General features: G+C 67.5%; 17 protein-coding genes. 8 read left to right on the forward strand and 9 right to left on the reverse strand.

The features are described from left to right. The first annotated feature begins 164 nt into the window (after positions 1-164). Positions 165-1,529 (forward strand): cytochrome P450, encoded by a 1,365-nt coding sequence (locus TF1_RS05045; RefSeq protein ID WP_011292173.1) that lies wholly within the window; start codon positions 165-167, stop codon positions 1,527-1,529. Then, positions 1,499-2,617 (forward strand): cytochrome P450 family protein, encoded by a 1,119-nt coding sequence (locus tag TF1_RS05050; protein WP_061783696.1) that lies wholly within the window; start codon positions 1,499-1,501, stop codon positions 2,615-2,617. The genes TF1_RS05045 and TF1_RS05050 overlap by 31 nt, the downstream gene beginning before the upstream one ends. Before the next feature lie 90 nt (positions 2,618-2,707). On the opposite strand, the gene TF1_RS05055 is transcribed toward TF1_RS05050, so the two are convergent. Next, complete coding sequence (locus tag TF1_RS05055; RefSeq protein ID WP_011292175.1) at positions 2,708-3,031, reverse strand: helix-turn-helix transcriptional regulator; 324 nt, start codon at positions 3,029-3,031, stop codon at positions 2,708-2,710. Between the two features lie 570 nt (positions 3,032-3,601). On the opposite strand from TF1_RS05055, the gene ggh reads away from it, so the two are divergent. The 3 genes from ggh to TF1_RS05070 all read left to right on the forward strand — a co-directional run bounded on the left by ggh (position 3,602) and on the right by TF1_RS05070 (position 7,829). Beyond that, entirely contained in the window at positions 3,602-4,981 is a 1,380-nt protein-coding gene (gene ggh / locus TF1_RS05060; protein WP_016188809.1) for a glucosylglycerate hydrolase, read from the forward strand. A gap of 269 nt (positions 4,982-5,250) precedes the next feature. Next, positions 5,251-5,919 (forward strand): class I SAM-dependent DNA methyltransferase, encoded by a 669-nt coding sequence (locus TF1_RS05065; protein WP_061783691.1) that lies wholly within the window; start codon positions 5,251-5,253, stop codon positions 5,917-5,919. Between the two features lie 134 nt (positions 5,920-6,053). Continuing rightward, the gene (locus TF1_RS05070; RefSeq protein ID WP_011292178.1) at positions 6,054-7,829 is read left to right on the forward strand and encodes an ATP-binding SpoIIE family protein phosphatase; all 1,776 of its coding nucleotides are present in this window, start codon (positions 6,054-6,056) and stop codon (positions 7,827-7,829) included. Here TF1_RS05070 and recD2 read toward each other — a convergent pair whose 3' ends face one another. The 5 genes from recD2 to TF1_RS05095 form a co-directional block, all read right to left on the reverse strand. Beyond that, complete coding sequence (recD2, locus tag TF1_RS05075; RefSeq protein ID WP_011292179.1) at positions 7,830-10,040, reverse strand: SF1B family DNA helicase RecD2; 2,211 nt, start codon at positions 10,038-10,040, stop codon at positions 7,830-7,832. 275 nt (positions 10,041-10,315) lie between these two features. Continuing rightward, positions 10,316-10,669 (reverse strand): hypothetical protein, encoded by a 354-nt coding sequence (locus TF1_RS05080; protein WP_011292180.1) that lies wholly within the window; start codon positions 10,667-10,669, stop codon positions 10,316-10,318. 33 nt (positions 10,670-10,702) lie between these two features. Then, complete coding sequence (locus TF1_RS05085) at positions 10,703-11,914, reverse strand: zinc-dependent alcohol dehydrogenase (RefSeq protein ID WP_011292181.1); 1,212 nt, start codon at positions 11,912-11,914, stop codon at positions 10,703-10,705. A 405-nt stretch (positions 11,915-12,319) separates the two neighbouring features. Then, complete coding sequence (locus TF1_RS05090; RefSeq protein WP_255266143.1) at positions 12,320-14,215, reverse strand: serine/threonine protein kinase; 1,896 nt, start codon at positions 14,213-14,215, stop codon at positions 12,320-12,322. A 112-nt stretch (positions 14,216-14,327) separates the two neighbouring features. Beyond that, on the reverse strand, positions 14,328-14,714 hold the full coding sequence (locus TF1_RS05095; RefSeq protein WP_049754951.1) for an Rv3235 family protein: 387 nt from the start codon (positions 14,712-14,714) through the stop codon (positions 14,328-14,330). 198 nt (positions 14,715-14,912) lie between these two features. Here TF1_RS05095 and TF1_RS05100 point away from each other — a divergent pair, with 198 nt between their 5' ends. The 3 genes from TF1_RS05100 (at position 14,913) to TF1_RS05110 (ending at position 18,214) form a co-directional block, all read left to right on the forward strand. Continuing rightward, positions 14,913-15,704, forward strand: a complete 792-nt coding sequence (locus tag TF1_RS05100) for a glycerophosphodiester phosphodiesterase (protein ID WP_011292183.1) — start codon at positions 14,913-14,915, stop codon at positions 15,702-15,704. A gap of 62 nt (positions 15,705-15,766) precedes the next feature. Further along, on the forward strand, positions 15,767-17,149 hold the full coding sequence (locus tag TF1_RS05105; RefSeq protein ID WP_061783693.1) for an MFS transporter: 1,383 nt from the start codon (positions 15,767-15,769) through the stop codon (positions 17,147-17,149). A gap of 675 nt (positions 17,150-17,824) precedes the next feature. Further along, positions 17,825-18,214, forward strand: a complete 390-nt coding sequence (locus TF1_RS05110; RefSeq protein WP_011292185.1) for an RNA polymerase-binding protein RbpA — start codon at positions 17,825-17,827, stop codon at positions 18,212-18,214. A 59-nt stretch (positions 18,215-18,273) separates the two neighbouring features. Here the strand turns inward: TF1_RS05110 and TF1_RS05115 are convergent, their stop codons facing one another. From TF1_RS05115 to lnt, 3 genes are all read right to left on the reverse strand, one after another. After that, positions 18,274-19,053, reverse strand: a complete 780-nt coding sequence (locus tag TF1_RS05115; protein WP_038043809.1) for an HAD-IIA family hydrolase — start codon at positions 19,051-19,053, stop codon at positions 18,274-18,276. 338 nt (positions 19,054-19,391) lie between these two features. Further along, on the reverse strand, positions 19,392-19,934 hold the full coding sequence (locus TF1_RS05120; protein ID WP_016188816.1) for an FxsA family protein: 543 nt from the start codon (positions 19,932-19,934) through the stop codon (positions 19,392-19,394). A gap of 148 nt (positions 19,935-20,082) precedes the next feature. Further along, the gene (gene lnt / locus TF1_RS05125) at positions 20,083-21,666 is read right to left on the reverse strand and encodes an apolipoprotein N-acyltransferase (protein WP_011292188.1); all 1,584 of its coding nucleotides are present in this window, start codon (positions 21,664-21,666) and stop codon (positions 20,083-20,085) included. Positions 21,667-21,683 lie beyond the last annotated feature (17 nt).

Here is a 21,683-nt window from a genome sequence, read left to right on the forward strand (position 1 = left end):
CGACCAGAAATCTGTTCATGATCTTGAATTGTGAACATGATCCTGTCTTTCATGTGCCTGTTGTCTCGACTCCAGGGCGGTGGTCAGTGACCCATCCGCTTTACCCTGTGGGCAACTCCGACACACCTCACGATCGCAACGCGGGTTCGTCCGAGGGCTGCCCGGTGTCGCTCGACGACCGCGAAGCGCTGCACCGTCTCGCGGTACCGGTCTACGGGGAACTCGATGCGGACCTGCCCGACGTACTGGAACGGCTGCGGAAGCAGTTCGGGCGGATCGCTCCTGTGGAGGTCGCGCCCGGAGTAGCCGCGTGGATCCTGCTGGGCTACGACGTCAACCGGCGGGTGCTGCAGGACTCTGCCGAGTTCGCCCGGGACCCGCGCCGGTGGCGGGAAGCTCGTGAAGGGCGCGCCACTCCGGAGAAGGTGCCGGGACCGTTCTGGTACTTCCGGAACGCGCTCGCCTCCGATGATCCCGACCACAGCCGCTACCGTCCGGTGATCGTGGACGCGCTCAGCGGGATCACCGCTGACGGCACACGGCTGGCGGTGCGGCGGATCGCCACTGAGCTGCTCGCTCCCGTGGCGCTCACCGGGAAAGCAGACCTGGTTGCCGACTTCGCGTTCCGGGTGCCGCTGCTGGTCCTCAACCGCTACTTCGGCCTGTCCGCAGAGGAAGGCCTCGAGCTGGTCGAGCTGATGCGGCAGGTGTGGGACGGCGGTGAGGAAGCGGAGAAAGCACGGCTGGGCCTCTTCGCCTACGCCCAGTCGGTGACCGCGCGCCGGCGCGAGAATCCGGGAAGCGACATCGTCTCCCGGATGGTCCGCCACCCCAACGCATTGGACGACGAAGAGATCGCGCACCAGCTCATCCTGCTTATTTCAGCGGCACACGACCCGCTGATGAACCTCATCGCCAACACCGCGCACACCCTCCTCACCGACGAGGAGGTCCGCTACGACCTGGCCGGCGCCCACCTGCGGGTCGAAGAGGTCGTGGACACGGTGCTGTGGCGGTCTCCGCCGATCACGCTGCTGCCGGGGCGCTACCCGGTGCGCGACACCCTGCTGGAAGGCGCGTACGTGCAGGAAGGCGACTGCTTGATCATCGGCTACGGTCCGGCACACGCCGACCCGGCGGTTGCCCCGTACATCGACCCGCTCAGCCCGTCCGGGATCCGCGGCCACCTGGCGTGGGGGACCGGGCCCCACGCGTGCCCGGCGCAGCGGATCTCCCGGCAGATCGCGGTCGACGCGGTGAGTGCGCTGCTGGACCTGTTGCCGGACGTGCGTCTCGCGGTTCCCCCCGAGTCGCTGGAGCGGCGCCGTTCCCTGTTCGCCCACGGACTCAAGGCGCTTCCTGTCACCTTCACCCCCGTCGACATCACCCCACCAACGGAGGCACCATGGCAGCAGTCCCAGAACCCATCGTCCTCGTCCCAGGAAAATCCCGCGAGCAAGCCCTCCAGCTCCGTGAAGCGGGGCCGCTTGCCCGAGTGGTGGTCGAAGGTCTGGAAGTTTGGGCGCTGACCCACGACCGGGAGCTGCGGGAAGCACTCATCGACCCCCGGTTCCGCCGCAACTGGCGTACCTGGCGTGCGCTCAACGAAGGCGAAGTGGCCACCGACCACCCGGTGGCGGCGATGGTGTACCTGGACAACATGCTCACCGTGGACGGTGAAGCCCACCGGAGGATGCGGAGCCCGGTGGCACAGGCGTTCACCCCGCGGCGGGTCGAACTGCTGCGTCCGCGGGTCACCGAGATCGTCAATGCCCTGCTGGACCAGCTTGCGGAGCGGGACGGTACTGTCGACTTCAAAACCGAGTTCGCCTATCCGCTGTCCATGCGCGTGTTCAGCGCGCTGTTCGGAATCCCCGAGCGCGACCACGGCCGCATGCAGCAGATGGTCAACACGGCGTTCTCCCCGTCCTCGCCGGAGGAAGTGCGTGCCATGCGGGAGGAGTTGGACGCCTTCCTCGACGAACTGATTGAGGACAAGCGCCGCTCCCCTGGCGAGGACCTCACCTCTGCCCTCGTCACAGCCACGGACGAGGAGCACAAGCTCAGCGACGCGGAGCTGCGCGACACCCTGTGGCTCCTGGTCACTGCCGGGTTTGAGACCACGTCCTCTGCGCTTGCCAATGCGGTGCAGACGCTGCTGACGCGCCCCGATCAGTTGGCGCACCTGCGGTCCGGATCGATCGCGTGGGAGGATGCGATCGAAGAGGTGTTGCGCCAGTCCAGCAGCGTGGCGACGCTGCCGTTCCTGTTCGCAGCCGAGGACGTACAGATCGGCGACCGCACGATCCGCGCCGGGGAACCGGTGCTGCTCGCCTACTTGGCGGCCAACCTCGACGTTGAGCGGTACGGCGAGGATGCGGCCGAGTTCGACGCCACCCAGTCGCGGCCCCGGCACTTGGCGTTCGGCCACGGACCGCACACCTGCCTGGGCGCGGCCCTGGCCCGCCTGGAGATGGAGGTGGCGCTGACGACGCTGTTCACCGAGTTCCCGGAGGTCAGCCTCGCTGAGGGGGAGACGCCCCGTCTGGAGTCGGTGTTCATCCACGCCCCTGCCGCGCTGCCGATCCGGCTGGGTCCCCGCCGGACTGCCGCATAGCAGCGGGATGTAACAAGTCACGTGCCGTCCACTGTGCGACTGCCGTCACGGCACTGGGCCGCGCGGTAGTCCCAGTGGACGGTCCGTACGTTATGGCGCGGGATCGCCGACCTGGTCCGGCTGCTTCTCCCACGGCCGGGGCAGCAGTCCGAGGAAGTGGCCGGGAATCCGCATACCGTCGCAGATCTGGAGGATCTTGTCGTAAGTGGTGACTGCTCCGTCACCCCGGGCCAGCCGTCCCACCCGCTCGGGTTTGATACCGCAGGAAGCGGCGATCTTGCTGTAGCTGATGCCCGCCCACTTCCGGGTGAGGTAGAAGAGCTTCCCAAAGTCCCTCTGGGCTAGCGCCTCCTGGACGTCGGGCCGTTGCAGAACGTGCTCGGGGAGTGCAGCCGGGGGAATGTAGTCGCTCATCGGTTGTCTCGCAGGCACCGCCAATCATCAGCCGCGTCGTCCACGGCGTTTACTCGCGGACGGTCTGGAATGCAAAAAATCCGACCTTTATTTCGCGATGATCATAGCGTCTGTCAGAAAGCTTCGTCTGGCAACCCTTTCTTATCCCAGATCCTGCTTCCTTTAGTCTGCCCGCCGCGCCAATGCGCATCGCGAGCCAGGTTAGGCGCTGGACCGGTGTCAAACCCGCGGGCGCGGGTCTGCGATCCTGGTTCTGCACCTCCGCGAGGCTGCGGTGCCGCCGCACCGATGGCTGGCAGCCCTCTCGGGTGTGTGAATCGGTGTGACCGGCTGGGCTGCCGGGGAGCTGCCCGCACAGCGGAACATCAAGGGCGGTGCCGCCGTTCGCGCTTAATGCACAGCGTTATCGCTGATCAGACACCCCCAAGGGGTGCCAATCCGAGGCTGTGCCTGTAAAGTTTTATTAACGTGCTCGCCGCCCGTCCCCCAAGTTCACACTAGGCGTCCGAGCACTTCCGCAGCACCACAATCCACCGCGCTCGACGTGCAGCTTGCTCCTTGGAGACTTCCATGACCACGGGCTCCATCGGCCTGTTTACTCCCCACCCACAGCGCCCCCGTTTGGGAAGTATCGCGCTTGCCTCTGGGGCGGCCTGGGTCCTGGCTGGCAACGACACCGGAACCATGGTGACGGCCTCGCCGCGTCTCTACCCGCACATGTGGAGCTGGGATTCGGCGTTCATCATGGTCGGCCTGGCCCAGTTGGATGTGGACCGCGCCTGCCGGGAAATGGAAACCCTGCTGAGCGGACAGTGGGAGGACGGCATGATCCCCCACATCGTGTTCAGCGACGAAGACGGCTACTTTCCCGGTCCCGACCGTTGGCAGACGGCGGTGGTGTGCGAGCACGCTCCCGCTCGCCCGCACACTTCCGGTATCTGCCAGCCTCCGGTCCACGCCATCGCGCTGCGCAAGATCGTCGATGCGGGACGGCGACGCTCCGGCGCGGACCGCCGCCGCGCCGAGGCGCTGCTGCGGTCCACCTGGCCCCGGCTGTTCGCGTGGCAGCGGTGGCTGGCCACCTACCGGGACCCGCTCGGCACCGGACTGATCGCGGTCACCCACGGCTGGGAGTCTGGGATGGACAACTCGCCCCGCTGGGACTCCCCCTACGCGGCGGTGCAGCCCGGGGACGACCTTCCCCCCTATGTGCGCCAGGACCTGGACAAGGTGTGCGAGGCGGACGAGCGTCCCACCGACGAAGAGTACGACCGCTACCTGTGGCTCATCGAAGAGATGCGCCGCGTCGGTTACCGGGCCGACGAGGTGGTGCGGATCGGCAGTTTCCTGGTGGGCGACGTGTTCTTGACCGCGCTGTTCGCGCTCTCCTGCGACGTCTTGGCCGACCTGGGGGAAGAATCCGGCCAGGACCCCGAGAAGATCGCCCAGTTGCGCCGGTGGGCTGCGCGTTCCCGGACGGCGGTGCTCGACACTCGCGACCCGGAGACCGGACTGGCCCGCGACTACGACATGCGCGCCCACAAGTGGATTGCTGCGCCCACCATCGCCGGATTCGCGCCGCTGCTGAGCGGCGGACTTGCACCGCAGGACCAGGCGGCGCTGCTCGCTACGCTGGAAGGCCCCGACTGGATGGGCCACCCGGACTTGGTCGCTGCAACCCCGCCCACGGTGTCCCCTTCCTCCCCCCAGTTCATGCCCAAACAGTACTGGCGAGGGCCGCAGTGGCCAGTGATTAGTTGGCTGTTCAGTTGGGCGATGCGCCGCAACGGCTTGCACGACACTGCGGCCCGCATCCGGGAAGAGACGCTGCGGCTCGTGTCGGACGGCACCTTCGCCGAGTACTACCACCCACTGACCGGTGCACCCCTGGGCAGCCGCAGCCAGTCATGGACTGCCGCGGTCGTGCTGGACTGGCTCTACGAAGACTAATCCGGCGGTTTCCGCTGCAGCATCGCCCCTTCTGCTCCCGCCCAAGGGTGCTCGGGTTTTTTCTTTCTCTTTCCCGTCATAACACGCCCGGTTTGGGATATATAGCGTTGAATGCAACGGTCAATCCGTTATTCGGGGCTGCTGCTACCCGTTTCTCCTTCGGGCGTGACTCCAAGATCACTAAGGGGTAAGATCACATCCCATTTCCGGGTAACTGTACTTTCTGTCCAGCCAGCAATTCCGGCGAGCATGCAAGGGGCGATAACGCTATGACTGGCGAAGCGCAGGACACCACCGGTACCGAGACGTGGCGAGACCGAGCAGCGAGCCTCGCCGCAGCGTTTGACAATATCGGCGACAACTACGACGAAGCCTTCCCCCATAAGGAAGGCCAGATTGAGTCCGTGCAACGGCTCTCCAGCCGGCTCCCCCAAGGAGCTCGTGTTCTTGACCTGGGCTGCGGTACCGGACTGCCCACCAGTCGCCAGCTCGTGGACGCGGGATTCCAGGTGGTCGGCACCGACATCTCCCCCACCATGGTGGAACTGGCCCGCCGCAACGTGCCCGAGGCGGAATTCCGGGTCGCCGACATCATGGACCTCTCCGAAGAGCAGGCCTACGACGCCGTGGTCGCGTTCTTCTCCCTGCTCGTGCTGCCGCGTAAACGCATTCCGGAAGCTTTGAAAGCCATCCACCGGGCTTTGGTGCCCGGCGGCTGGCTCTGCCTGTCCATGGTCGAAGCAGACCTCGACGACGTGCCCATCCAATTCCTCGGCCAGCAGGTGCGGGTGAGCTGCTACCCCCGTGACGAGCTGCGCACCGTCGTGCAAGACGCAGGTTTCTCCATCGAAGACGAAACCGCCTTCTCTTACGCCCCGGCCAGCACCCAGGCCTATCCCGAAGTTCAGCTTTTCCTCATCTGCAACCGCGTCGGCTGAGACATTCCTCCTGGTCGCAAAGTCGGGGAAACGGGGCAGAATCCCTGGTGGTGGGGTGCCGCTGTGTCGTTTCCCCGACACGCAATCCCCCACCGTCCCAGGCCTCGTTCATCGAACGCGGAGAACCCACACCCATGGATTCCAGATCCCGGAGGCACACCGCCTCCCCCACCACGTCCCGCACATTCGGAGTAGACGACCGCACCGCATCGTCTCCTGACGCTTCCCGACAATGCACCCTGCTCCGAGACCGCCTGGGGTTCCTCAACGACGCCACGATGGCGATCGGCGCCAGCCTCGACCCGGAGAAAACCGCGTGGGGCCTCGCGGACGCGCTGGTGCCGACCTTGGCGGACTTCGCCGTGGTGTACCTGGCTGACGCGCTGCGCCTGCCCCACGACCTGGACGCCAACCCGCCGGAACTGTTCTCCTCGTCGCGGCACCTGTGGCAGGCCGCGGTCACCCACGACAACCATCCGCGCTGGGAGGCCCTGACCGTTAAAGACGACACGTGGTCGCCTGAGCCCACCCACCCGGTATACCGGGCAATGGCCAGCGGAGACCCGGTCACCTTCAGCGTCGACGCGGACATTGCCGCTGTCCTCGACAGCAGCTCAAGGCACGACCTGGTGGGCTGCTCCCTGCTCGTCGTCCCGCTGAGCGTGCGCGGCCGGAAACTCGGGTCCGCCGTCGTCGCCCGGCACCCGGGCAGTCCCGGGTTCAGCGAGGTCGACATCCTCACCGTGCGCCAACTCGCCGCGCAGACCAGCCTCGGAGTCGACAACGGCTACCTGTACCGGGCCCGGTCCCGGGTCGGCGACTGGTTGCAGCGCAGCATGCTGCCGCAACTTCCGGAACGCCTGTCCAGCGTGGACATCGCCTACCGGTATGTCAGCAGCAGCCACACCGCCCAGGTCGGCGGCGACTGGTTCGATGCGATCCCGCTGCCTGGCAACCGGGTGGCGCTCGTCGTCGGCGACGTCATGGGCCACGGCGTACGGTCCGCTGCGGTCATGGGCCAGTTCCGGACCGCTATGCAGACTTTGGCAGCCATGGATCTGCCGCCCGACCACGTCCTGCGCCACCTCGACGACCTTGCCCACCAGCTCGGTGACAGCTACCTTGCCACCTGCCTGTACGCGGTCTACGACCCGGTCATCCACCGCTGCACTATCGCAAGCGCCGGGCATGTGCCACCGGTCCTGCTGCGCCAGGACGGCACCACGGAGATCCTGCGGACACCCACGGGAGCACCGATCGGCCTGGGCGGGGTCGCGTTCGAATCCTTCGAGTTCACGGTGGCCGACGGGGACGTGCTCGTGCTGTGCACCGACGGGCTGGTCGAAACCCGCACCCGCGACGTGGAATCCGGGTTGGAGGTGCTCCGCTCCCACCTCACCGACCCGCAGCGGCCCGTGGAAGAACAGTGCCGCACCCTCCTGCAGGCGTTGAGCACACCCGATCAGGAAGACGACGTGGCGCTGCTGGTGGCCCGCCTGCGCGGGATTCCCAGCGGCGATTTCGCACAGTGGATGCTGCAGCCGCGGCCCACCACTCCCGGGCTTGCCCGCCGCCTGCTACGCACCACCCTCGCCGAGTGGGGGTTGGAAGAAATGACGGACCTCGTGGAATTGCTCGCCACCGAAGTCATCACCAACGCGGTCCGCTACGCGTCCCGGCCGATCGACCTGCGACTGCTGCGCACCGACATCCTGCTGTGCGAGGTCACCGACGACGACCAGCACCGCCCCGTGCTGCGCCAGGCGTCCGCCACCGACGAGAATGGGCGGGGCCTGCAACTGGTCAGCCACCTGTCCCGGCGGTGGGGTGCCAGCGCGAAAACCACCGGGAAAGTCGTCTGGTTCGAACTGGACCTGCCTGAAGGCGCCCGGCGGGGCACCGCAGACTGATCACCGCTGCAGCCGGTAGTCCAATGCGGTATGGCGGCGCCCCGAGGACGCGTTCCGGATCGCCTGGGCGATAGCACGCCGCGACCCGACCAAAACCACGAGTTTCTTCGCGCGTGTCACCGCGGTGTACAGCAGGTTGCGTTGCAGCATCATCCACGCACTTGTCGTCACTGGCACCACCACGCACGGGTATTCACTGCCCTGGGAGCGGTGCACGGTCAACGCATAAGCGTGGGTGAGCTCGTCAAGCTCCGTGAACTCGTAGCCGACCTCTTCGTTTTCGTCGGTGAGGACGGTCAGCGTCTGGTCGTCCAGGTCGATCGCGGTCACCGTGCCGAGGGTGCCGTTGAACACGCCGTTGGCGCCCTTGTCGTAATTGTTGCGGATCTGCACGACCTTGTCGCCGACCCGGAAGACCCGGCTGCCAACCCGCCGTTCCGCCACGCCTGGACGGGCCGGGGTGAGTGCTTCTTGGAGCAGCATGTTCAAGTTCCCGGCCCCGGCGGGGCCCCGGTGCATCGGGGTGAGTACTTGGATGTCGCGGCGCGGGTCCAGCCCGAACCGGCGGGGGATACGGCGGGCGACCACGTCCACGGTCAGTTCCGCGGCCGCTTCGGTGTCCTCGCAGGGGAAGAGGTAGAAGTCCGTCATGCCCTCCAACAGGAGGGGCTTGCCGGTGTTGATGCGGTGCGCGTTGGTGACCACCCCGGACTGGGCGGCCTGTCGGAACACGTGGGTGAGGCGGACACTGGGCACCGGTGAACCGTCGGCGAGCAGGTCGCGGAGCACTTGGCCTGCACCGACTGAGGGAAGCTGGTCGACGTCGCCGACAAGGAGCAGGTGGGCGCCGGGCGGCACCGCTTTGACCAGCTTGTTGGCGAGCAGCAGGTCAAGCATGGACGCTTCGTCGACGACGAGCAGGTCGCAGTCAAGCGGGTTGTCGCGGTCGTACGCGGCCTCGCCGCCGGGTTTGAGCTCCAGCAGCCGGTGCACGGTCGACGCGTCATACCCGGTCAGTTCAGTGAGCCGTTTTGCGGCGCGTCCCGTAGGCGCGGCCAGCATGATCTTGGCGCGTTTGGCTGCGGCCAGTTTGATGATGGAGGCCACGGTAAAGGACTTGCCGCACCCCGGCCCGCCGGTGAGTACGGCGACCTTGTTGGTCAGCGCGAGTTTGACGGCTTTTTCCTGGGCGGGGGCCAGCTCGGCGCCGGTCTGGCTCCGCAGCCACGCCAAGGCCCGGTCCCAGTCCACGGTGGCGAAAGACGCCAGCCGGTCGTGTTCGGTGTGCAGCAGCGCGCGCACCTGGTTGGCGAGGGCGGTCTCCGCACGGTAGAAGGGGAGCAGGTAGATAGCGGTCACTGATTCGCCGTCCCGGTCAGGGACTTTTTCGCGGACCACTCTCTCCTCAGCGACCAGCTCCGCCAGACAGTCGATGACGAGCGCCGAATCCACCTGGAGGATTTTCACGGCCTCGTTGATCAAAGTGTCCTCAGGCAGATAGCAGTGCCCGTCGTTGGTGAACTCGGAAAGGGTGAACTGGATTCCGGCTTTGACCCGCTGCGGACTGTCGTGGGGAATACCGACGGCTTGGGCGATTGAGTCCGCGGTTTTGAACCCGATCCCCCACACATCCGCGGCGAGCGAGTAAGGCTCCTCCCGCACCACGCGAATAGCGTCGTCGCCGTACTGCTTGTAAATACGCACGGCCAGGGAGGTGGACACTTTCACGGTTTGCAGGAAGACCATCACCTCTTTGATGGCTTTCTGCTCCTCCCAGGCCTCGGTGATGATTTTCGTGCGTTTCGGGCCGAGTTTCGGCACTTCCAGGAGCCGCTCCGGGGAGTTTTCGATAACGTCGAGCGCTGCCGCCCCGAAATGGTTGACGATGTGTTCTGCCAAGCGGGGGCCTATCCCTTTGACGAGCCCGGACCCCAGATAGCGGCGGATCCCCTGGACGGTGGCGGGCAGGACCGTGGTGTAGTTCTCCACCTGGAACTGCCGCCCGTACTGGGGGTGGGAGGTCCACCGGCCTTCCATGCGCAGCGATTCGCCGGGATGGGCGCCGAGCAGGGCGCCGACGACGGTGACCAGGTCACTGCCGCGTCCCGTGTCGACGCGGGCCACGGTGTAGCCGGTCTCCTCGTTGACGTATGTGATGCGTTCCAGCACTCCTTCCAGCACCGCCGGGCGGAAGGGTTCACCGGACGCCATCGAGGTACCTCCCAAGTGGTCTGAGGGGACAGCGGGGTTACCGCTGACGGTACCTGACGGCGCCGACCGGCGGCGGGGAAGTTCCGCGTCGCTTCTGGACACCCCGGTGCCGCGGTTGCCTCGCGGCATGCTGCGGCCCGCGGCCGCCAAGCCCCACTCGCGTCGCGGAACGCTTCGAGCTGGTAGGCCCGCCCTGCTGGCAGGGCGCTCCGGTGCGGGGTGGCCGTCGTGCCGCGGGCCGGTTGGGCATGCCCGGGCCCGGCACAGCCGGGCAGTCAGACCGGGCGGTCCCCTTTGGGGCGGCCCGGCTGAGCAGGGTCCCCGTGTGGTGGCGGACTACTGGGCGGGCTCTGCCCTGCTTCACTGACCGGAGACCCGCCCCGTGGTGCTGGCGGAGCCTCCGGGGTGAACGTCTGGTCCCCGGTTGAGGGCTGCGCCCCTTCTTCCAGGCTTTTGAGCCGCTGCTGCATCACTTCCAGGACCGGAACCCGCCGGGCGTGCGCCTCCTCGTAGGCGATGAGGTCCCGCAACTGTTCCTGCGACAGTGCGCGGATGCGGTGCTGCAACGTCCCCAAAGGCAGGTGCTCGTAGTCCGGGATCACCAGATCGTCACGGCGGAGTTGTGGCATGGGATCTCCTCGTCGTCGGTGTGGCCCGGCAGGTCACACAGTGGTGAGCGCCACCTTGGTCCAGCCCGGTTTGTGCTGGCCGAAAGCTTCATAGGCGCGCAGCACGTCCCCGGTGATCGGTTCTTCCTGGGTGAGCACCGACGTGATGTCGAGCTGCTGGGAGGTGATCATGTCCAGCAGTTTCGGGATGTACTTGCGGTGGTGGCAGCTTCCCGCGTTCAGCGTCAAGTTCTTGTTCATGGCCAAGCCGATCGGGAAGATGCGGGCGTTCAACGGGTAGTTTCCGATGATCGCCAGCGTGCCGGCTTTAGCGACCGCTTCCACGGCCCACTGCAGCACTTGGGCCCGCTCGTCGCTGAGGATTTGTGCGGTCTCCCCGGGGCGGGCGCTCGGCACTGTGGCGGCGTGCTCCTTCTCCAAGCGGTGCACGTCGTCTTCCGCGGCCACCGCGGGGCCGCTCTCCGGACGCTGCGCGTCTACTCCGACCGCGTCAATGACCCGGTCCGGGCCGATTCCGCCGGTCAGTTCCACCAGGGCGGCCACGGGGTCTTCCACGTTGTAGTTGATCACTTCGGCGTGCAGGCCGCGTGCCTGTTCGAGGCGGCTCTCCACCCCGTCGACGGCCAGGACCCGGCCTGCGCCTTGCTGCCAAGCGCTGAGGATGGTGAAAAGTCCCACGGGGCCGCAGCCGAACACCGCCACCGTATCGCCGGGGGTGACTTCGGCGAGCCGGGCACCGAACCATCCGGTGGGGAACATGTCGGCCAGCAGAATGCCTTCCTCGTCACTGACCCGCTCCGGCAAACCGATCAAGCCCACGTTGGCGTAGGGCACGCGGACGCGTTCCGCCTGGGTGCCGTGGAAGGCGCCGTTGGCTTCCGGTCCGCCGAGGAACGCGGTCCCGGACCGACGCCCGGCAGGGTTGGCGTTGTCGCATTGGGAGAAGTAGCCGGCACGGCAGTAGCTGCACGCGCCGCAGCCGATCGTCGGGGAAATCACGACGCGGTCCCCGGGGCGGAAGTTACGCACCCCGGGGCCGACTTCGGTAACAACCCCCACCCCTTCATGGCCCATGATGGTGCCCGGCCGCATGCCCGGGATAGTGCCGCGCAGCAGGTGCAGGTCGGTGCCGCAGATTGCGCTGGTGGTGAGCTGAACGATCGCGTCCTGGGGATCTTGAATGGTCGGTTCGTCGACGTCCTCGACCCGGATGTCCCCTACTCCGTGCCATACCACGGCTCTCATGTCGTCTCCTCCTCGCATCAGTGCGGACCCCCGCGACGGCACAGCCCAGCGGCCGTGTGCGGTGTGCCGCCGCTGTCTCGCAGCTCCCCGGACGCGTGTGACATCTATCCAGGGGCACCGCTCTCAACCCCCGATTTGCGAGAAACCAGGGGCGACGCTGCGGCAGCCGGGGCATCCCCGGCAGCAGGCGGGAGGAAGAACACCCGCGGGATAGGCAGGCCGTTGACCTGCGAGGGCCGTGGACGCGATCGGGTTGCGCTAGGCAGCTGGGCTGTGAGGAGGACACTCGCGAGCCGGGATCCGCTACGGCGTCCGAGAAACGCGAGGTGAGAGCGGTCATCCTTTGCCGGATGCGCTCTGGCCGCCCCGGAGTGTGGAAGACCGTCTACCGATGCGCGGCCCCGTCTAGCCGAAGAACCCGAAGTACCACAGTGCGCAGTTCGTGCCCACAGCGGCGGCCAGGGCGAGCATCACCCCGGTCACCGACCCGGAGCGCAGGCAGCGGACCAGGTACTCCAGCGACACCACGTTGTTGAGCAGGAAGTACCCCAGGTAGAGCGCTTGGAAGAAACCGTCGATGGTGAGCAGTCCAGGGTAGTACCAGCCGTCACCGGTGTACAGCTCGGTGGTGGCGAACCACTCCCAGGCGATTGATGCGCCCCAGCCGAGGGGAATCTGGATGATCGGGATGATCAGCAGGGGGAGCAGTTTCACGAAGCTCCACAGGCTCGGCTGCTCGGCGTAGCGGGCGCGTTCGGCGCGCCGCCGGGCTCGGGCGAGCTCCTCCTCGTAGCGGCGCCGCTCTTCGTAGCGCTGCCGTTCTATTTCTTGGGCGCGGCGGCGCTGCTCTTCATAGCGTTGCCGTTCCCGTTCCTCGGCGCGGCGGCGCAACTCCTCCTGTTCCCGGCGTCGCCGTTCTGCTGCGGGCGAGTCCCGGTACAGGTCGGCGTAGGCGGCGTCGCGGGACGGCGGGGTGGGCGGGGTCGCAGGCGGCATTGCCGCGGTCGGCGGGGTCTGCCCGCCCGTGTTCTGTCCGTACACCGCGGTCGGCGGAGTCTGTCCCCCGGTGTTCTGCCCGTACACCGCGGTCGGCGGAGTCTGTCCCCCGGTGTTCTGCCCGTACACCGCGGTCGGCGGAGTCTGTCCCCCGGTGTTCTGTCCGTACACCGCGGTCGGCGGGGTCTGTCCCCCGGTGTTCTGTCCGTACACCGCCGTAGGCGGAGTCCCGCCTCCCGGCCCGGTTCCCGTGTTGAGCACCGACGTCGGCTGGTGGGGGTCGGCCCCCGGGGGAGTAGCGATCGCCCGCGTCGCCTGGTGATCCCCCAGCACTTCGGTAGCGGCATACCCCCCGCTCTGCGTCCCCAGCACGGCGGTCGCATCCCCCTCAGTGGCGGGTGCCCCGCTGAGCGCCGCGTTCATCCGGGCAACCTGGTCCTGGATGCCGCGCATGAAGACCGGAGGCAGCCACGACGAACCGACCGGCACGTCGCCGAGCGCGTCCAGCACGTCCCCCGGGCTGGGGCGATTCCGCTCGTCCTTGGCCAGACAGGCTGCAACCAGGCCGCGCAGGCTCTCCGGCACCCCCGACAGGTCCGGTTCGTGCTGCAAAACCCGCATCACCATGGTGGGCATCGCGCCCTCACCGAACGGGCCCACGCCGCTAGCCGCGTACACCAGTACCGCGCCGTAGGCGAACATGTCGCTCTTCGGGGTGAGCGGAGCGCCCTGGACCTGCTCGGGCGACATGAACCCGGGGGTTCCGATGATCGACTGGGTGGCAGCAGTGCCTTCAGTGGCCCGAGCGATACCGAAGTCGATCACCCGCGGCCCGTCCTCCGCCAACAGCACGTTGCCGGGTTTCAGGTCGCGGTGGATCAGTCCGACACGGTGGATCTCGGTGAGCGCTTCGGCCAAGCCGGCCGCCAGCACGCGCAAGCTCGGCTCCGGCAGCGGGCCGTGCTCCCGCACTGCCCGGTCCAACGGCAGCGACGGGACATAGGCGGTGACCAGCCAGGGCACCTCACCGTCAGGATCGGCGTCGATCACCGGGGCGGTGAACGCTCCGCTGACCCGGCGCGCAGCCGTGACCTCGCGAGCGAACCGCTCCCGGAACGACTGGTCGGCGGCCATATGCGGGTGGATCCGTTTCACAGCCACCGGTCGCCCTGCCGCAGAGCGACCGAAGTACACCTGACCCATACCCCCGGCACCCAGTCGCCCGATCAGCCTGTAGCGGCCGATCCGTTCCGGGTCGCCGTTCTCCAAGGGGCCCACATTGACCTCCGCTGTGCACCATGCCATCCCGACTTCTGCGATAGTAACGAAACCGGGAGCCTGCTCTGGGCGAGCCGAACGCGGCCCTCCCCGGCACCTGCCGGGCTGTTCCGCGTCCGGCTCGGTTCTCCTCGCGGTCTTACCGACTCGCGGTCTCAATATCGGTACACAGCCAACGGTAGTCGGCGTGGATCACCCGAAGCGCCAGCGCGTGGCGCCGCTCCCCGTAACGGACAACCCCGTTGATCTCGGTGACTCCCGGCTCGTAGGCCTCCATCCACACGTGGCGCAGCCGTGGCCGCTGCCGCATCGCGAAACAGCCGGCTTGCCCCTGCAAGCTCCGGTAGGCGTCCTCGGAAAGCCCCCACCGCAAGTGGTCAGGGTTGCGGTGGCCGGCGAGCACTTCGGCGACGAGCTGGGTGAAGTGCGGCCAGTCTTCCTCTGGCCGGATCCGGCGGCGGGCCGGGCACGGGGGGATGCGTCGAGTGTGGCGCACATAACGGTGGGCGTCCGCAGCGGTCGTCATAGCGCCTCCTTCGGAACGGCTGGATTTCCGGAATCCGTCACCCGTTCCAGAGTCGCTCCGCGGCCTTCTCGACCATCAGATCCGAGTTTTCCCGCGCACCTTTCCTGTTGGTCCGCATATCGACCAGTGCTTCACGATCTGCTGTTTTCTGTACCCCTCCTGTTATCCGGTGCTCGCCATACTGGTCGCGTGAGTGATGTGTACCTCGCCAGTCCCGTCCCCATCGGCCTCGCCCACCGGGGCGGCTGGCTTATTGATCAGCGCGGGCAGGTCCGTACCGATCTGGAGAACACCGCGGCCGCGTTCGAACACGCGGTGCGCTTGGGATACCGCTATCTGGAAACCGATGTGCGGGCGACTGCTGACGGGGTCCTCGTGGCTTTCCACGACCCCGTGCTGGACCGGGTCACGGATCGTTCCGGCGCGATCGCCACACTGCCCTACGCTGAAGTAGCCCGGGCGCGGGTCGGCGGCAGCGAACCGATCCCGCTGCTGGAAGACCTGCTGGGCTCACTGCCTGATGCCCGGTTCAACATCGACGTCAAAGCCGACTCGGCCGTCGAACCGCTGCGCCAGGCCCTGCGCCGCACCAACGCCTGGCACCGGGTGTGCGTGGGCTCCTTCAGCCAGGCGCGGCTCGAACGGGTGCGCCGCACCTTCGACCGGCGGGTAGCCCTGTCCAGCGGTCCGGTGGACGTGCTGCGGCTGCGGGCCGCCTCCCTCCTGCCGCTGCTGCTGCCGCTGGCCCGCCGCGACGTTTCCTGCGTGCAGATCCCCGTGCACTACCAGGGGTTTCCTCTGGTCACCCGGGACCTGGTCGCAGCCGCACACCGTCTCGGCATCCACGTCCACGTGTGGACCATCAACGATCCTTTTCTGATGGAACGCCTCCTGGACGCGGGAGTGGATGGCATTATCACTGACAACGTCACCGCCCTGCGGCGCATCCTCGTCGACCGCGGGCTGTGGCCCGCGACATCCACTTCCTGACTTCGGCGGCCTGGTGGCCGCTGGTGTTGTGACCCCATCCCCCACACGAGAGAAGCATCGCCGTGTCTACTTCCCTCCCGGCGTCCGTGCCCACCCCTTCCAGTTCCGACGCTGAAGCCAGGCTGCTCCGTAAAGAACGGCGGGCCTGGTACATGTACGACTGGGCGCAGTCGGTGTTCAACACCACTGTGATCACGGTCTTCCTCGGCCCTTACCTGACTGCGCTCGCCTCCGGGGCTGCCGGTCCTGACGGCAAGATCAGCGTGTTCGGCTGGATGATCACGCCCGCTTCCCTCTACCCCTATGCCACGTCCCTGTCCGTGCTGATCCAACTGGTGCTGCTGCCCGTGCTCGGCGCGGTGGTCGACACCAGCGGACGCAAACGGGAACTGCTGGGTGTGACCGCCTACCTCGGTGCGTTCGCCACCATGGGCCTGTACTTCGCGGCGGACGACCGCTACCTGCTCGGTGCAGCCCTGTTCGTCGTGGCCAATGTCGCGTTCGGGGCTTCTATCGTGGTCGCCAACTCGTTCCTGCCCGACATCGCCTCGGAAGAGGAGCGCGACACTGTCTCCTCCCGAGGCTGGGCGATGGGCTACCTGGGCGGGGCCCTGCTGCTCACCCTGAACCTGGCCCTCTTCCTCAGCCATGAGAGCTTCGGCTTGGAAGAAGGCCACGCGGTGCGGATCTGCATGATGTCGGCGGGCGTATGGTGGGCGATCTTCACCATCATTCCGGTGGCACGGCTCCGCAACCGGCGCGCCGGGTCGCTGGAGGTCCCGGCACAGCGGATCGCTGTGGGCCGCAGCTTCGCGCAACTGTGGCACACCATCACCAGTCTGCGCGCCTACCCCCGCACCCTGCTGTTCCTGGTCGCCTACATCATGTTCAACGACGGGATCCAGACCGTCATCGCCTTCTCGGCGACCTTCGCCGACCAGGCGTTGAAACTGGACCAGAGCGTGCAGATCGGCACCATTCTCATGGTGCAGTTCGTCGCATTCGGCGGAGCGCTGCTGCTCGGCGCGATCGCCCGACGGGTCGGCACGAAGAAGACCATCCTGGGCAGCCTCGTGGTGTGGACCGCGGTGGTCGCGGTGGCTCCCCTGCTGCAGGAAGGCGCGGCCGTGCAGTTCTTCGCGCTGGGCTTCTTCATTGCGATCGTGCTGGGCGGCACCCAGGCGCTGTCGCGGTCCCTGTTCTCCCTGCTCATTCCCAAGGGCAAGGAGGCGGAGTACTTCGGCCTCTATGAGATCAGCGACAAAGGCTCGGCGTTCCTGGGGGCGCTCGTGCTCGGTGTGGTGTTGGACACCACGGGAGGCGACTACCGGCTGGCGATCCTGTCGCTCATCGTGTTCTTCGCGCTCGGTTTCGTGCTGCTGCTGGCCGTCAACCTTCCCCAGGCGATCCGTGCCGTGGGGAACCGGGTCCCCGAAAAACTCTGAGCGGGTCTCAGCTGCGCGGCGCGTCTGCCGCGCCCGGGGAGGAAGGCGGGCCGTGGGCTCGCCTTCTCCCCTCGCCGCAGTCCGGACGCTTGTCCGGGGTGCCGTGCTCCCCGGTCTGGAGGCCGGGATTCAGCCTGCGCGGTAGGCGCACCACTTGGGTCGTTTCCTGTTTCGCCCGGTCCGGTCCGCTGGAGGCGGGGGCCTTCCCCGCCCGTCCAGCGGTGAGGAGGGTATGCGCGGCGTGGCTGAGCGCCGCCGAGCACCCGGCGGGCGAACCTGGGTGGCGGGTACGGAAGATCCGCCTAACGCGGACGCAGCCGGTCCGCTTTTCAGGACACCATGCTCAAGGGCTGCAATCCTGGTGTGCCTGGGCTGCACGCCCAGCAACCGGGTCCGGTCCAGCGGGCTCCCGGGTCCTGATGCTGCGTCTGCGCGTCCCGCTGCCCGGAACATCCCGCGCAAAGTTTCCCTAAAGCTCCTTTGAGCTGGGCAGATTCCGTGTCCGTGCCGCAAGGGCGGGCGTCCACAATGCGGAGGTCAGCGGTCCCGGCTGTGGGGCTGCTGTGAAGGCGGGGCATTGTCGCACGGTTGGGTACTCACCGTCCGGGGAATCTTGAGACCGACCACTGCGTTCATACCCATGAGACCGCAAGAGCGCCTGGAGGCACCCATACGATGGCCGAGCGAGCACTTCGCGGAACCCGACTTGGGGCGATTAGCTACGAAAACGACCGCAATACCGACCTGGCTCCGCGCCAGGAGGTCACCTACACCTGCCCTCGGGGCCATCGCTTCGCCGTCACTTTTGCCTCGGAAGCGGAAGTCCCGGTGACCTGGGAGTGCCGCTTCTGCGGTGAGAACGCTCTAGTGGTCAACGGCGAGAAGAAACCGGCAGAAGAGAAGAAGACCAAACCTGCACGGACCCACTGGGACATGCTGCTGGAGCGGCGCAGCCTGGAAGACCTGGAAGAGGTCTTGGCGGAGCGGCTGGAAGTACTCCGCGCTCGGCGCCGCGAAGAGCAGAAGCAGATGCGTTCTCTGTCTCAGGAGCGGCGAAGCGCCTGAGGGCAGACGAAGGGCGGTCCAGGAGCGTCCTGGACCGCCTTTTGTCATTTCCGCGGTGCTCAGTCAGCGGAAGTCGGCGTGGTGAACGGATCGTGGCTGCGGCCCACCAGTTCGGCGATCGACCCGAAGACGGCGGTGGGGCGGTAGGGGAAGCGCTCTGCGGTGGACGCGTCGGAGATCCCCGTCAAGACGAGGATGGTCTTCATTCCTGCTTCCAGTCCGGAGCGCACGTCGGTGTCCATTCGGTCACCGATCATCACCGTGTTCTCCGAGTGCGCTCCCAGGGTGCGCAGCGCCGAGCGCATCATCAGCGGGTTGGGCTTGCCCACGTAGTAGGGCGAGCGCCCGGTGGCCTTCTCGATGAGTGCGGCCACTGCCCCGGTCGCCGGAAGCGACCCTTCACGGCTGGGACCCTTCTCGTCCGGGTTGGTGGCGATGAACCGGGCACCGTTCTCCACCAGCCGGATGGCGCGGGTGATCGCTTCGAAGCTGTAGGTGCGGGTCTCCCCCAGCACCACGTAGTCGGGGTCGCTGTCGGTGAGGACGTATCCGGCGTTGTGCAACGCGGTGGTCAGTCCTGACTCCCCGATCACGTACGCGGAGCCGCCGGGCCGCTGCTCCTGCAGGAAGCGGGCCGTGGCCAGCGCCGAGGTCCAGATGGACTCCTCGGGGATGTCCAGTCCGCTGCGCAGCAGCCGCGCCCGCAAATCCCGAGGAGTGTAGATGGAATTGTTGGTCAACACCATGAAGCGGGTGCCGTTGGCGCGCAGTTCCGCGACGAACTGGTCAGCCCCGGGGACAAGGTGCTCTTCCCGGACGAGCACCCCGTCCATGTCCATCAGATAGTTGTAACCGGATTCTTGCATCACGTACCGATTGTCCCATTGGTGGCCTGTACGGTGGGCCGCGCGACGCGGTGGCGGCGTCCGGTGAACCGTGGCTGGTGCCGTTTGCAGCAGGCCGGTTCCCTCTCTGGTGGCCCCGCTCCAGGTGTCCCGGCGCCGGACCGGTATCGCGGATCGTGTCCAAGAGGTCACGAGGGCGGCCCGCGACCGGAGTCTATGCGTCTTTGGCGGGGGGAGACAGGGGATCGCGGCAGGGTTTCGCCGTCTCGGCTTCCCGGGGTCCGGCAGAGTGCGACGGCGGCCCGCGGCCCTGGACGGGCGGAAGCGGGGGCTTAGCGGAGGGCGGGCGGGGCGCTGTCCCCCGGGCTGTTCCCCGGGTCGGGTTCGTCGTAGATGATGCGGCCCTGAATGATGCGGCCGGCACCGGGCCGCGGGTCACCGCCCGCGGGGGATGCGCCGGAGACGTAATCCTGCAAGGTGAGCAGGTCTGCTTCCATGCGGGCGCGCATCCGCTCCACGCGCCGCTGGAACCAGCGGTTGACGGCTCCGCGGAGCAGCGGGCGGGTCACGGGAAGGGCGAGGAGCGCACCCAGGATCCCGGTGAGGAACCCGGGGAGGATGAGAAGGGCGCCGCCAGCCAGCAGCATCAGAGTGTCCACCAGGTCAGCGCGGGGCGGCACCCCGGTGCGCAGCGCCTGCTGGGCGTCGAGGTAGGCGCCGCGTCCGGCTCGGCGCACCACCAGCACGCCGGTGAGACTCAACGCGCCCAGTGCCACGATCGTCCAGGCCACGCCGATCTGGCCGGCTACGAGGACGATCAGCCCGATCTCCACCAACGGCAGCGCCATGAGCGCGAGCACGGTCAACAGCGGCATAGTGCCCCATTCCACGCCGGATACCACTCTCTTCTTTTCAACGCGGCATTCCCGCGATGCGTTCCCCCTGCGGGGAATCCGCGCGGGAAGAACCCGCGCGGCAGGGCGGTCGGGCGGGACGCAGCAGGCCACCGTCCCGGCCTCCAGATCAGCCGGTGGGGGACGGTTCGGTCTTCTGCTGGTCCAGCTGCCCGGTCCGCAGCGCACTCCCCGCTGTGCGGCGGGCACGGACGAGGGCAGCGACGACCGCGCCCAGCCCGGCGAGGGTCAGCGCAAGCTCGGGAAGCGCGCCGAGCCGGGTTGCCGGGGTCAGTCCGCGCATCGCGGGAATCTCCGCGACGTGGACGGCGGGTTCCGCTTCGGGTGAGCGGTAGAGCACCTGTCCGCGGGCGTCGACCACGGCGCTGATCCCGCTCGTGGCGGCGATGACAGCGGGCCTGCCGTGCTCGACCGCACGCAGCCGGGTGATGGCCAGCTGCTGGTCGGACTGCCCGGTGAAGTTGTAGTTCGCGTTGTTGGTGGGCTCCACGATGATCTGCCCGCCTTCCGCGACGGCTTCGCGCACTGGGCGGTCGAAAGCGATATCGAAGCAGATGGCTACCGCGACCGTGGTGCCGTTCAGTTCCACCGCCCCCGGCTCGGTGCCGGGGACGGCGTCGCTGCTCACCTGTTCCAGGCGGGAGATGACGGTGGCGAACACGTCGCGGAAGGGCACATACTCCCCGAAAGGCACCAGGTAGCGCTTGGTGTAGTGGTCGCCGGGTCCGGTGTGCGGGTGCCACACCACGCTGCGGATCTCGCGTTCGGTGCCGTCGGGGCTGTAGCGGGTGATGCCGAACAGCAGCGGCGCCCCGATGTCCGCGGCGGCCTCGGAGATGAGGGAGGCGGCGTACGGGTCGGCGTAGGCGTCGATGTCGCTGGCGTTTTCCGGGAGGATGACCATCTCGGGCTGGGGCACTTCGCCTTCGCGGACCAGCCGTGCCAGTTCATGCACGCCGTCCACGTGGTTGCGCAGCACCTGCATCCGTTCGCCGAGGATGTTCATCTCGCCCACGTTGGGCACGTTGCCTTGGACGAGGGCGACGGTCACGGTGCGCTCCTCGTCCAGAGCGGTGGCGTGCAGGGCCAGGGTGCCTCCCAGAGGGAGGAGCACGATCGCGGTGAGTCCGCCGGTGAGGGCGAGCAGCGGTTGGCGTGCTCCCGGTTGGCAGTAGACCCCTTTCAAGGCGCGGGCTGCCGCGACGAGTGCCGCACCGGTCAGCGCGACCATGAAGGTGACCAGTGCGGAGGAGCCGAGGGCGGCATAGCCCGCGAACGGGCTGTCTGGCTGGCTGAACGCCAGCTTGCCCCAGGGGAAGCCGCCGAGCGGGAAGCGTGCGCGGACAAACTCCTGGACCACCCACAGTGCCGCGGTCCACAGCGGCCAGCCGGGCAGCCGCGCCACCAAGGCGATCCCCATCGCCATGGGGATGAAGTAGACGGTTTCCGCGGCGGCGATGACCAGCCAGACGTCGATGCCGAAGACTTTCTGCCAGTGGACGAGCGGGACCATGAGGGAGGCCCCGGACAGCGCGCCCAGCCAGGCAGCCCGCCGGAGGTCCACCCCGTAGACCGCGGCTAGCAGCAGTGCCGGGCTGAGAACCGCGAGAGGCCACAGGCCGTACGGTTCTAGGGCGGCCAGCTGGGCCAGCCCGGACAGTGCAGCAGCCAGTGCGCGAAGAAGCAGGGTCACGCGCCAAGCCTACGGGG

The sequence above is a fragment of the Thermobifida fusca NBRC 14071 = JCM 3263 genome (genome assembly GCF_001592045.1).
Lineage (GTDB): Bacteria > Actinomycetota > Actinomycetes > Streptosporangiales > Streptosporangiaceae > Thermobifida > Thermobifida fusca.